We start from the raw sequence: 13,245 nt of genomic DNA on the forward strand, positions 1-13,245 counted from the left end.
CCCGCAGACTCAGCAATCTGCGGGGCCCAGGTTATTACTTGAACATCAGCTCAGGATTAACCATCGTTTTCATTTCCAGAACGTTGCCGTTTGGATCTTCGATAAAGAACGTTTCCTGCTCATATTCATTACCGACAAAGCGGCGATAGGGCTTATCCAGATATTCCAGCTCGGCAGCTTCGATGCGACCTTTCAGAGCCTGAAACTCATCTTCCGGCAGGTGGATACCAAAGTGGGGGACAGCGACCTCGCCCATATCCACTTTATGGCGAACATTGGGAAGCTTTTCTTCGCTCTGGTGTAGAGTTAGCTCATTACCCCAAAAATCGATATCTACCCAGCGTCCTTCCTCACTGTTACCAGTCTTACAGCCGAGAACATCGCAGTAAAATTTCTTGGCGGTTTCCAGATCCCCTGCCGGAATCGCAAGGTGCAAACAATTCGATTTCATACTGTCTCCCATATCTACTGATTGCCCTTTCATCGACCCATAAGTCAGGGTAAATGCCGGCCAGCTAGTACTGGCTCTCATTCTTATGGCTTATGAACGGGGAGCCCCCGGCGGAACAATCCTAATAATGATTACAATTCGGGGCCTCAGCTAATAGAAGGCCGCACTGCGCCTAAAAGCGCTCCGCCCCCCCTTTGCCCACAGGCCACTCCCCATCCATATAAAGGAGGGAGTAAAAGAGGGCCGCTTTTGAACCCCGAGCCTGAAATGCTCCCAAAAGGAGCACTTCAATCAGCCCATTATACCGATATTTAAAATTTTCATCCCATTTATAGGGCACTATATGTACTACTATCACTCAGCCCCTTTGGGTCGTTAGTGGGGAACAACTAGCGCTACCGGCCCGGGATCGATAGCTGGCGGACAACGGCAAAAGCACCAAAACCACCCATCCCTCCCCGGCGGGCACCTTCGCGGGGCAAAAGCTGACCCTATGGACAATTCTCGCAGATTGCTCCCGCAAATTGGCGATACTCGGCGCTAAAACTGAGCAGACAGCACTTTTTTGCTACAGCCCGCCAGCACCGCCCAACAAATGAGTATTCCATTTTTTCTCCAGGGGATTTTTTGGTGCAGAGTTACTTAAAAAGCCCGGAAAAAAGGGTAAATCCCGAGAAAAAACACTGGAAAACAGGGGACAAGTTCTGGTACATTCCGCGACTATTTTTTAACCAACTGCCGATTTTCTCATCGGCCGCCAGTGCGAATTTCGCCTGTCGCTGTAACAGAGGTAATAGAATGAAACCAACCAAGCCCCTGCTACTGCTGGCCTCTAGCCTGTTGTCCGCAGCTGCCCAAGCTGAGATGACCTGGAGTGACAACAGCCTGAGCCTACTTTACGGGCGCGATTACGAGGTTAACTACAGCCTCAACACGGATGATTCTGAGAGATCCGTAGTCACTTTCGAACACGCCAGCGGCCACAGCTGGGGCGATCTGTTTATTTTTACCGACTACCTGGACTCGGAAGATGGTTCCGATGAACTGTATAGTGAGATTTCTCCCCGCCTGAGCTTAGGCAAGCTCAGCGGCAGTGAGCTGGCTTTCGGACCGGTTACCGATGTGCTGATTGCCACAACGGTTGAGCTGGGCAATATGGATGATCCGGATCACTTAACGGCCACCGGCCCGCACTTTACCAATTACCTGACCGGTGTGGGCTTCGATCTCGCCGTTCCCGGCTTCTCCTTTGTACAGGCGAATGTTTACCACCGCGATAACGATGACAAGGCCAGCAACGAGCAGCTGACCCTGGTTTGGGCCATGCCTTTTACCCTGGGTGATGCCAGCTTTGTCTACGACGGCTTTATCGATTGGACCAGCGCTTCTGAAGATGCCAATCCAAGCACCAACTTTACCTCCCAGCTGAAATGGGATGCCGGCGCCTCTTGGGGTGAACCCAAGACCCTGTACGCGGGTATTGAGTACGTACACTGGAACGACAAGTTCGGAATTGTCGGTGTCGATTTCGACGAGCGCAACGTTAACCTGCTAGTAAAGTACCACTTCTGATATGAAACCCACTGATATTCAAACATCGGCGACCCCAGGGTCCGACATCCCCCAGGCTGGAGGCCAGGCCTCTTTTCTGGAGAAGTTGTTTAAGCTCTCCGAGCGCCAGACCAATGTTCGCCGGGAAGTCATTGCTGGTGTGACCACCTTCCTGACGATGGCCTACATCATCTTTGTGAACCCCAACATCCTGGCCGCAGCGGGTATGGATAAGGGCGCCGTATTTATGGCGACCTGTCTTGCCGCCGCTATTGGCTGTCTGATTATGGGGCTCTACGCCAACTACCCCATCGCACTGGCACCGGGTATGGGCCTCAACGCCTTCTTTGCCTACGTTGTCGTCGGTGAAATGGGCTACAGCTGGCAGGTGGCGCTGGGCGCCGTGTTTATATCAGGGATCATCTTCTTACTACTCAGTATCTTCAAGTTGCGAGAGTGGATTATCGACAGTATCCCACTCTCTCTGCGGCAATCCCTGGCTGCGGGTATCGGCCTGTTCCTGGCGATCATCGCCCTGAAGAGTGCCGGTATCGTGGTAGCCAGCCCGGCTACCCTGGTTACCCTGGGCGACCTCAAGTCTATTGAGGCGATTCTGGCGGCACTGGGCTTCTTTATTATCGTGGCCCTGTCCTATCGCCAGATGCTGGGCTCGGTGATGATCGGTATCCTCGCGGTAACGGTTATCGCCCTGGCAATTGGCAAGGTAGAGTTCACCGGCCTGATCTCTGCGCCCCCCAGCCTGGCTCCCACTTACCTTGAGCTGGATATCGCCGGCGCCTTCGAAGTGGGCATGATCAGCGTGATCTTTGCCTTCCTGTTTGTGGATCTGTTCGACACCGCCGGCACCCTGTTGAGTGTCTCCGACCGCGCCAAGCTGCTGGATGAAAATGGCAAGTTGCCCGGTATGGGCAAGGCCCTGATGGCCGACAGCTCCGCCTCTGTGGTCGGCTCTGTACTGGGCTCCTCCACCACCACCTGTTATGTAGAGAGCACGGCGGGCATTACCGCCGGTGGCCGCACGGGGCTGACCGCCGTAGTCTGCGCCGGTCTATTCCTGTTGGCGACCTTCTTCTCTCCGCTAATCGGTATGATTCCGGCCTATGCAACTGCCGGCGCTCTGCTGTATGTTGGCGTCCTGATGACTTCAGGTATGTCATCTATTGACTGGGATGACATTACCGAGGCCGCACCGGCAGTGATTGCCGCAGTGATGATGCCTCTGTCGTTCTCTATCGCGCACGGAATCGCCCTGGGCTTTATTTCCTACGCAGTTATTAAGACACTGAGCGGACGTAGCAAAGACGTCAGCATCAGTGTGTACGTGTTAGCGGCACTCTTTGTTGCCAAGTTTGCCTTTTTCTGAGGGGTACATTGATGAAAAAGCACTTTATTAGCGCACAGCAGCTCCTAGTAGACTCTTACGCTCTCGCCGAACAAATCTATAGTGACGGCTTTCGCCCCAACTATATCGTCGGCGTTTGGCGCGGTGGTGCCCCTGTAGGTATCGCCGTACAAGAGCTGCTGCATGTAATGGGAGTGGATGCAGATCATATCGCGATCCGCACCTCCTCCTATCTCGGTATCGGTGAGCGCGACAAGAAAGTGCGTGTCCACGGCCTGAACTACCTGATCAAGCGCCTGGAATCCCACGATTCCCTGCTGATCGTAGATGATGTGCACGACTCCGGCCTGAGTATTGAGCAAACTATCGAAGACCTGCGCGCTGCCTGTAAAAAGAACACGCCGGAGATTCGTATCGCGACGCCTTACTACAAGCCGAAGAATAACAAGGCCAAGCGCGAGCCGGATTACTTTATCCACAAGACCGAAGAGTGGCTGGTATTCCCCCACGAGATCGACGGTCTGTCCCGTGAGGAGATTCTGGAAAACAAACCAGAACTCGCCCCTTACGTAGACAAAATCGCCACCGCTGTTTAATCGGTGACACTACCGGGGGCCTGTGCCCCCGGTTCTTTTCTCTCCCCCTGCTCCCTATCTGCCCCCCCTTCCACTTGGTATATGGCTATCGTGCCTATAACAGCTCCCAGAGGAGTTTACAGTCAAGGCGCAACCGCGCGAGCCAATCCAGAGCCGGGTTCATATCCGCCAATCTTATAAAGTTATAGTTATACGCAGCGATATAACGGCGCTATCCAAAGCCTCCGCTTAATCAATCCCGTCGATAAAATAAAGTGAGTGTGGCTCAAAATATAAGTTATAAAGCGGGGGGATTTGATCCAGAATTAAGGGAGCTCTAAACAATTCCGCAATACCTCTGGTTTGCAGAGCGACTCACAATCAGAGCGCGGTTTTGTAGGAATGTCTGGACCTTTGCAAAAGTCACAACGCGGTGCGTGAATCGCTCTGTAAGCCCCGTAGCGCGGGCCTTGAAGGTCACGGCTACCGCATCCGGGGACTGCAGGTCATGCGCGGCGTTCTGTGCCTAACATCTATAATCTGCAAGGCCCGCAGAGGTATTACGGAATGACTCAATGGCTCCTTAATACGATAAGGCCAAGTGTCGGAAAATAAAAATGAACGACAAATCAGCCGGGCTCTCGCAAGCACAGCTCAATGCCTATTGGATGCCCTTTACCGGCAACCGCCAATTCAAACGAGACCCCCGCATAATCAGCACCGCCAGCGGCTGCTATTACCGGAGTGCCGATGGTCGCCAGATATTCGACGGTCTCTCCGGCTTATGGACCTGCGGTGCTGGGCACAATCGCCGGGAAATAATCGACGCCATCTCACAACAGGCCAACACCCTGGATTACGCTCCCGCCTTTCAATTTGGTCACAGCAAGGCTTTTGCGTTGGCCGAACGAATCAGCCAGCTTATGCCCGAGGGACTCAACCGTATTTTCTTCACCGGCTCCGGGTCAGAATCCGCCGAAACCGCCCTGAAAATCGCCCGGGCCTACTGGCTGAAAATGGGGCTACCGGGAAAGACCAAATTTATTGGTCGTGCCAAGGGCTATCACGGCGTGAACTTTGGCGGTATTGGTGTAGGGGGGATTAGCGCAAATCAAATGATGTTCGGCCCCGCTATCGATTCCGATCACCTATCCCACACCCTGATTCCCGAGAATCGTTTCAGCAGGGGGCAGCCTGAACAAGGGAAAGCTTTAGCCGACGAACTATTGCAGCTGATCAAGTTACACGGCGCAGAAACTATCGCCGCTCTGATTATCGAACCGGTAGCAGGCTCCGCCGGCGTGCTGCCACCACCGAAGGGCTATCTAGATCGCCTGCGCGAAATTTGTACCCAATATAAAATATTGCTGATTTTCGATGAGGTAATAACCGCGTTTGGGCGAATGGGCAAAGCTACTGGGGCAGAGTTCTTTGGAGTAACCCCAGATATCCTCAATACTGCCAAACAGCTCACCAATGGCGCAGTCCCGATGGGGGCTGTGGCGGCGCGTCAGGATATCTACGAACTATTTATGCAGACCGGTGGGCCCGATTACCAGCTGGAGCTGCCCCACGGCTATACCTACTCCGGGCACCCACTGGCCTGCGCTGCGGCTCTGGCAACCCTGGATATTCTCGCGAAAGAGGAGCTATTTAAGCGCTCCGCAGAACTTGCCTCTACCCTGGAGGAGTATATCCACCAGCTCAAAGGGCTGCCGTTTATTGATGATATTCGCAACTGTGGACTGGCTGCGGGATTGACCATCGAATCCGCTCCAGCTGAGCCTCTACTTAGGCCCTATCTAATCGCCATGAAAATGTGGCACAAAGGCTTCTATATCCGCTACGGGGGTGACACACTGCAACTGGGAGTACCTTTTATTACTCAGGCCGAGGAAATTGACGGAGTAATCAACGCATTAGCCGAATCTGTTTTGGAAGTAGCAAATGGCCAATAGTTTTAATTGTTATCCCTACTTTTTTACCCATTAATAGGCTACTTCAAGCTAAAACAACATTTGTATCATCTCCTATATGCCATTAAGGTTATATAGCGCCTGAAAAACAATACCCCCAAAACTTCCTATAAAAATAATGCTATGAATAATCTTACGATCTTTAGCAGAGTTTTACTAAAATATAAGCTCGCTATATCTATTTTATGCAGTGTCTTACTGGCCTCCTGCGGACGGCCTTCTGAGACTCAAGAACAAACAACACCCGCCCAAACAGACACTCCTATAGTCAGAGTAGACGGGCCCGGGCTGTCAGAGGCCTATGCCCGACTCCGCCACCAGCAAATCGCGCAAGTCGATTACCAACTGAGTGTCAATCTCGATAACGAGGGCAACAACTTCTCTGGAACTGTACACAGCGATATAAGGTTTAACCATCCACTAAAACAACCGCTCACCATCGACTTTTCCAATGGTGCCGTTAACTCAATACAAGTCGACGGAAAATCGATTCCCTTCGGATATAATGGTTACTTTATTACAATTGATCATAAATACCTGGCCGAGAAAACGCACCGTATCACCGTCAATTACCAACACCCCTACTCCAATAATGGCTCGGGCCTACACCGCTTCAAAGATCCTATCGATGGCAAAGTCTATATGTATACCGACTTTGAACCCTACGATGCCAATCGCCTCTTTCCCCACTTCGATCAACCCAACTTAAAGGCGCGATATACTCTCGATGTAACCGCACCCGATCACTGGCTTGTCGTTAGCGCGCGGAGAGAGCAGCGAATAGAAAAAAAAGGGCAAAAAAACCACTGGTTTTTCCCCCAGACAAAGAAATTTTCTTCCTATATTTTCTCTTTACATGCAGGCCCCTACCATACCTGGGAGGATGAAGCCAATGGAATCCCCCTGCGCTTGCTCGCGCGACAGAGCCTGTCAAAATATGTAAAAACTGAAGACTGGTTTACATTTACCAAACAGTCTTTTGAGTTTTTCCAACCTTACTTTGAAATTGACTACCCCTTCGAAAAATACGATCAAATTTTAGTGCCCGATTTTAATGCCGGCGCTATGGAGAATGTAGGGGCCGTTACCTTCAACGATAGTTACGTCTCACGCGGAGGCAAGACCCAGGCACAACGTATGCATTTGGCCAATGTCATCGCTCACGAACTGGCCCATCAGTGGTTTGGCAATCTGGTAACGATGAATTGGTGGGATGATCTTTGGCTCAACGAGAGCTTTGCCACCTACATGGCCAACCTCGCCCTGGCAGAAAACAGTGAATTCGACAATGCCTGGGAGAACTATTACCTGGGAGCGAAACAATGGGCCTATCATTCCGATCAACGCCCAACCACCCATGCCATCCAATTACCCGTCAGCAATACCGATGAAGCCTTTAGTAATTTTGATGGCATCACCTATGGCAAAGGCGGCTCGGTACTCAAGCAATTGCCCTACTACTTGGGGAAAGAGGAGTTTCGCCAAGGCGTCAGCAATTATTTAAAAGCCTTATCCTACGATAACTCAACACTCAGTGACTTTATCAAGCACCTGGGCAAAGCTGCCGGCAAAGATCTCCACAGCTGGCAACAACAGTGGCTTTACCAGGCCGGCCTCAACACAATTGAAGCCAGCTTCCAGTGTGACAATAATCAAATCAGCCATTTAGTAATTCAGCAAACAGCACCGGAAGAATACCCGATATTAAGGGAACAGCGCACACAACTGGGCTTTTACCAAATGGTAGCTGGAACCATGAAACGGGTTGCAACTCTGCCAGTGCTGTATAGCGGTGCCAGAACCGAGGTACAAGAGGCCGAGGGACTGCCCTGTCCACAGGGGCTCTACCCCAATGAAGAAGACTGGGCCTATGTGAAGGTAAATCTGGATAAAGTTACCATCAAGAATATGGTTCAGCATCTCAATGATATTGAAGAACCGTTTGCACGACTAATGTTCTGGCAAAGCCTATTCGACAGCACTTATGACGCAAAGCTGCCTCTGGATGAGTATATTAGCTTTATTGTAAATAGTGGCGCCGACGAGCAGGACATCAATGTTATTCGTTTAAATGCGAGATATATTGGATTCACTTACGATTTTCTCACTCAAATCCCTCTAAATACGCAACGTCGCAATGAGCTTACTCAGGCTGTGGAGCGCTTTAGCTGGGATCAACTACTAAGAGCCGCTGAAGGCAGTGACCAACAAAAAATCTGGTTCGATGTTTTTACCCATATCGCCCACTCCACTCCGGCTCTATCGAGCGCGAGAGAGCTATTGATGGGAGAGTTTGCAATAGAGGGCTTGGAACTTGACCCCGATATGCGCTGGAAACTTATCAAGTTGCAGAATCGCTATCTATTCTCAGATTATGAGCAGGCGATCACTAGAGAACTGGCAAAAGATAACTCCGACAGATCCAAGCTCAATGCGCTGTCCGCCGAAGTTATTCGCCCCCTGGAGGAAAACAAATCCAAGTGGGTAGACAACCTTATATCTAACCGAGATAAGTTTAAGTTAAGCGAAATTAGAAGAATTTCAGAGTCCCTTTTCACCGCAGAGCAAGTAGAGCTGTTTAATATCCACAGCCAACCTATTTTTGACTCACTGGATCAAATCAATGAAGATAATTCTCAGGAATTACTTAGCGCTTATGCCTATGCCCTGCCATTAATGTGCTCCAGGGAAAATATAGATAAAATCACCAAGTCACTACAGGAGAAACAACAACTTAAGCCCATATTGGTGAAAGCGTTAAAAAATCATCGCTACTCAGGAGAGCGCTGTATCAATATCGGCAAGCGGCTACTATAACCTCATTACAGCAGGGAGCCACTGAATAACTCCGTGATATCTCTAGTCTTCAGAAGCTCCAGCTATTAATATTGAGCTAAGGGCTAAACCAAGCCCTTAGCTTTCTCTGGCGGGCTTTCGGCAGGAGATTATGCGAAATAAAATAGTGCAAAAACGTGCATATTTTCTCTCAACGCACTCTAATAAAGCATTTTAATACAACCGTTAACCTCTACTTATCCTCTTCTGAGATTCTTGTTACAGTGATATTTCAAAGCCTGAAAACTGGCTAAGTCACCCTGCCTCTAGCCAACAAAAAAGACCAATAAACAAAGATGTATATATCCGTACAATTAGACAACCTATCCGACGGCGCCATTAACAAGCTTCTCGAAGCTCATCTAAAGGAAATGTATCGACATTCCCCACCCGGTAGCGTTCACGCTCTCAACCCTGATAAGCTGAATGACCCGATGGTTACCTTTTGGGGAGCTAGAATTGATGGAGTTTTGGCCGGTTGCGGTGCCCTAAAAGAGATCACTTCTAGTTTGGGGGAAATCAAGTCCATGAAAACTGATTCACGTTTTCTGCGCAAAGGTGTTGCTCGCGCCTTGCTAGAGAGAATATTAGAGGAAGCAAAGCAGCGTAAATATAAAGAGATAAAGCTGGAGACAGGCCGCACTGAAGCTTTTGCTCCGGCTATCGCGCTCTATCGCCGTTATGGATTTGAAGATTGCGAGCCTTTCAACAACTATACAAATGATCCTTTTAGCCTATTTTTAGGTAAAAAATTATAATAAATAGGTATTCTTTATCAGTCAGAGTGAGAGTGTTTGTTACCATGGCGCTATCCAGAAGATCCTTTATTAAATATTCCAGCTTAGCTTCTCTTACTTTCGGTGGAGTCAATCTAAGCGCTAAAGAGGCTAATTCCAGTCTATCAATATCAAGTCTTCCCAGCCTGGAAATGCCTTTGCAGGAGATATACCCCGCAGTCTTTTCTGGCGATATCTATGTGGCAGGGGGATTTATCCCATCGGATACAGCAGTTTTCTTCGGTCTCTCTCCAACTAAACAAACACATATCTTTTCTCTGAGGGAACAAAACTGGAGGCCCGGGCCTAATTTGCCTGAGGTAAGACATCACCTCGGTATGGCCAGTAACTCCAACAGCCTATATGGCATAGGTGGATTTTTTGGCGATTCTGATAGCGCTTGGCAAGCCCGAAATACCGTTTATAAACTTTCCAGCGAATATAAGCATTGGATAGAAACCAGCCCTCTCCCCCGGCCCTTGGCTGAATCTATTTACACCAACATCGGGGAGAACATCCATGTCATTGGCGGTAGGGCCCCCAACGAACAGTCTAAAAATAGAGATACCAATTATCATTATGTGCTTACAAGAGGGGATAATTGGGAGCAAGTAGCGCCAGCCAGCATCAAGCGAACCTCCGCAGGTGGGGCAACTTTAAATAACAGAATTTATGTTGTTGGTGGTCGCCAGGTTAGCGACAGCGGTAGCAAGGCCAGGAATCTAGCTTATGCCGAAGTTTATGACCCCAGCCTGGACAAATGGGAAAAGATCCGCCCCCTCCCCCAGGCTGCTGCCAGACTCACAGTAACCCCATTAAATAATAAATTAATAGTTACCGGCGGTGAGGCATTTGGCCCCAATGGCAACTGGAAGACTGGTACTGCATTTAACAATATTTGGATTTACGATCCAGTCACAGATGATTGGAACAACCAGGGTCATTTGCCCCAGGCACGACACGGCCACGGAGCAGTAGCCCTAGGAGAAAGCCTCTACTTGATTGGTGGAGCCTCTAAAGTTGGACCGCAAGAAACTCTCGCTTCCACAATACAGCTGCGCTGGAGCTAAAGCTTTAGCTATAAAAGTGCTCTCAAACAAATCCTTTATGCCTCTGGATTTCAGCGACGATCTTATAGGGCCCATTAATCAAGTGGGAAGCAATACTGCCATCAATACCTGTATGGATTTGGTGGCAGTCAACGCCTAAATATCTAATGCATCCACCCCGAATCTCGCCTATATACTTAACTAGCTCTCCACCATACATATAACCAAACGGCTATCGCGATAGTATTTACGACCTCCTCAATACTCCCAAACCACTGAACAGAATTCCCGAGCCAGCTGTACACACAGCAATAAGTCAAAAAAATCCTACCCCGCCTAAACAATTACTTATCTATTAATCCAAGCGAACCCAGAGCTCCTTTATTCTGTACAATTAATCAAGCAGTACACTAAGCAAGGCTCCCTACACTGAACAACAACTCCACCTAATTAATAACAACCTCTCTCCTCAATAATTTTCTTTTTAATTTCCTCTGATTCCTTACCGTATTTATCGACATAAATAGGCCACTTAAGCGGGGCAAAGCCCTCAGATAAAGTGGTGTCCCCACTGACTTTTAAGGATTTAGCCAAACTCTGCTTACCGGCATCGTCAAATTCTAGTTGCACGCTTGCAAATACCTTATCCAAAAGGCTCTGCATTTCCTTGTCACTAATTTCCTTACCAAGTTTGCCGATAAGCCTCGAACAGTTCTGACTAAAGATTGCTTGAATATTGACAATAACGTTATCAGACACAGGAAACAGCAATACTTGCCTTACTGATGGGCTATGCCCCGGCTCAGCTTCAACTCTAAATCTAGCCGCAGGTACCGGCAGAGTATTGACAACCTGCCAATTGACCGGCGCCTTATGCGTGGGAGACTCTTCAGATGCTCTATATCCATAACTGGAATTGAGCAAGTGCGCAACCGCCAATTCAAATATTTTGGGATGAAAAACGGATGTATTGTCTGGCTGATACTTCCAGCGATAAGCTGTAATATTAAATCGAATATTAGATAGGCATCCCGTAAACCAACTGCCATAAAATGCCCAGGTACGGCCTAATATGAGCCAACACTGCCAGCCCTGATTTTTTATATAGTTAGAAAGGTAACGATTAGTATAGCCCTTTTTGACATGATCTCCTCTAGGATTTAGCGTTTCATGCTTGCGCCCACCTCCGTCATGGCGGGGCAACTGGAGGCTTAATTGAGTTCCAGCAATCATTATTTGCTTACGCCTGGCACTCTCAAAATCAGGCCCCACAGGCGTGACCGGGACTTCAACCTCGCGCAGACGCAACCTTGAATATTTCAGAAAATTTCGCATCAAAGGCGACCTTGAATTGATTTATGATAAAACTTAGAATGCATAAATTCAGCCACCTTATTTGACGCCGACTACCGATTACAACCTTAACCGCCAGCAGCAAAATATAGCCCGCTCAGTGATTCGGCATAAGGCCCCATAACAGCAGCCTCTTAACTTGCGACCCACCGGGCAGACTTCCCCAAGCGACTGCAAACACATCAAGAGGTCAAGAAAACCCTATTCAGCCTAAATAATGACTTAACTAATAACCTCTATCCTCAATAATTTTCTTTTTAATTTCCTCTGATTCCTTACCGTATTTATCGACATAAATAGGCCATTTAAGCGGAGCAAAGTCTTCAGTTAAAGTGGTGTTCCCACTGACTTTTAAGGATTTAGCCAAACTCTGCTTACCGGCATCGTCAAATTCTAGTTGCACGCTTGCAAATACCTTATCCAAAAGGCTCTGCATTTCCTTGTCACTAATTTCCTTGCCAAGTTTGCCGATAAGCCTCGAACAGTTCTGACCAAAGGTTGCTTGAATATTGACAATAACGTTATCAGTCACAGGAAACAGCAATACTTGCATTACCGATGGGCTATACCCCGGCTCAGCTTCAACTCTAAATCTAGCCGCAGGTACCGGCAGAGTATTAACAACCTGCCAATTGACCGGCGCCTGATGCGTGGGAGATCCTTCAGATGATCTATACCCATAATCGGAATTGAGTAAATGCGCAACCGTCAATTCAAATATTTTGGGATGGAAAACGGATGTATTGTCTGGCTGATACTTCCAGCGATAAGCTGCAATATTAAATCGAATATTAGATAGGCATCCCGTAAACCAACTGCCATAAAATGCCCAGACACGGTTTAATATGGGCCAACGCTCCCAGCCTTGGTTTTTTATACCGCTAGAAAGATAACGATCGGTATAGCCTTTTTTGACATGATCTCCTCCAGGATTTATCGTTTCATACTTGCGCCCACCTCCGTCATGGCGGGGCAACTGGAGGCTTAATTGAGTTCCAGCAATCATTATTTGCTTACGCCTGGCACTCTCAAAATCAGGCCCCACAGGCGTGACCGGGACTTCAACCTCGCGCAGACGCAACCTTGAATATTTCAGAAAATTTCGCATCAAAGGCGACCTTGAATTGATTTATGATAAAACTTGAAATGCATAAATTCAGCCATCTTATTTGACACCGACTACCGATTACAACCTTAACCGCCAGCAGCAAAATATAGCCCGCTCAGTGATTCCGCATAAGGCCCCATAACAGCAGCCTCTTAACTTGCGACCCACCGGACAGACTTCCCCAAGCGACTGCAAACACATCAAGAGG

The 13,245-nt window shown here is 48.7% G+C and carries 10 protein-coding genes; 7 read left to right on the plus strand and 3 right to left on the minus strand.

The annotated features are described in order from the left end of the window. Positions 1-34: 34 nt before the first annotated feature. Positions 35-451 (minus strand): VOC family protein, encoded by a 417-nt coding sequence (locus ACJJIF_RS13170; RefSeq protein WP_444928808.1) that lies wholly within the window; start codon positions 449-451, stop codon positions 35-37. Between the two features lie 798 nt (positions 452-1,249). On the opposite strand from ACJJIF_RS13170, the gene ACJJIF_RS13175 reads away from it, so the two are divergent. The 7 genes from ACJJIF_RS13175 to ACJJIF_RS13205 all read left to right on the plus strand — a co-directional run bounded on the left by ACJJIF_RS13175 (position 1,250) and on the right by ACJJIF_RS13205 (position 10,597). Beyond that, the gene (locus ACJJIF_RS13175) at positions 1,250-2,023 is read left to right on the plus strand and encodes an outer membrane protein OmpK (protein ID WP_444928809.1); all 774 of its coding nucleotides are present in this window, start codon (positions 1,250-1,252) and stop codon (positions 2,021-2,023) included. Between the two features lies 1 nt (position 2,024). Then, a complete protein-coding gene (locus tag ACJJIF_RS13180) occupies positions 2,025-3,386 on the plus strand; it encodes an NCS2 family permease (protein WP_444928810.1) in 1,362 nt (453 codons plus the stop codon). Positions 3,387-3,397: 11 nt separating this feature from the next. Further along, positions 3,398-3,961 carry a phosphoribosyltransferase gene (locus tag ACJJIF_RS13185; RefSeq protein ID WP_444928811.1) on the plus strand — a complete coding sequence of 188 codons (564 nt, stop codon included), beginning with the start codon at positions 3,398-3,400 and terminating at the stop codon, positions 3,959-3,961. A 596-nt stretch (positions 3,962-4,557) separates the two neighbouring features. Beyond that, positions 4,558-5,898: an omega-aminotransferase AptA gene (gene aptA, locus ACJJIF_RS13190; RefSeq protein ID WP_444928812.1), complete on the plus strand. Its 1,341-nt coding sequence runs from the start codon at positions 4,558-4,560 to the stop codon at positions 5,896-5,898. Between the two features lie 141 nt (positions 5,899-6,039). Then, a complete protein-coding gene (pepN, locus tag ACJJIF_RS13195) occupies positions 6,040-8,733 on the plus strand; it encodes an aminopeptidase N (protein WP_444928813.1) in 2,694 nt (897 codons plus the stop codon). A 314-nt stretch (positions 8,734-9,047) separates the two neighbouring features. Further along, positions 9,048-9,509 (plus strand): GNAT family N-acetyltransferase, encoded by a 462-nt coding sequence (locus tag ACJJIF_RS13200; protein WP_444928814.1) that lies wholly within the window; start codon positions 9,048-9,050, stop codon positions 9,507-9,509. Between the two features lie 170 nt (positions 9,510-9,679). Then, positions 9,680-10,597 (plus strand): Kelch repeat-containing protein, encoded by a 918-nt coding sequence (locus ACJJIF_RS13205; RefSeq protein WP_444932351.1) that lies wholly within the window; start codon positions 9,680-9,682, stop codon positions 10,595-10,597. A gap of 429 nt (positions 10,598-11,026) precedes the next feature. Here the strand turns inward: ACJJIF_RS13205 and ACJJIF_RS13210 are convergent, their stop codons facing one another. Both ACJJIF_RS13210 and ACJJIF_RS13215 read right to left on the minus strand, forming a co-directional pair. Then, positions 11,027-11,911, minus strand: a complete 885-nt coding sequence (locus ACJJIF_RS13210; protein ID WP_444928815.1) for a hypothetical protein — start codon at positions 11,909-11,911, stop codon at positions 11,027-11,029. Between the two features lie 244 nt (positions 11,912-12,155). Beyond that, complete coding sequence (locus ACJJIF_RS13215) at positions 12,156-13,037, minus strand: hypothetical protein (protein ID WP_444928816.1); 882 nt, start codon at positions 13,035-13,037, stop codon at positions 12,156-12,158. Positions 13,038-13,245 lie beyond the last annotated feature (208 nt).

Source organism: Microbulbifer regidiadema (SeqCode) (assembly GCF_052467605.1).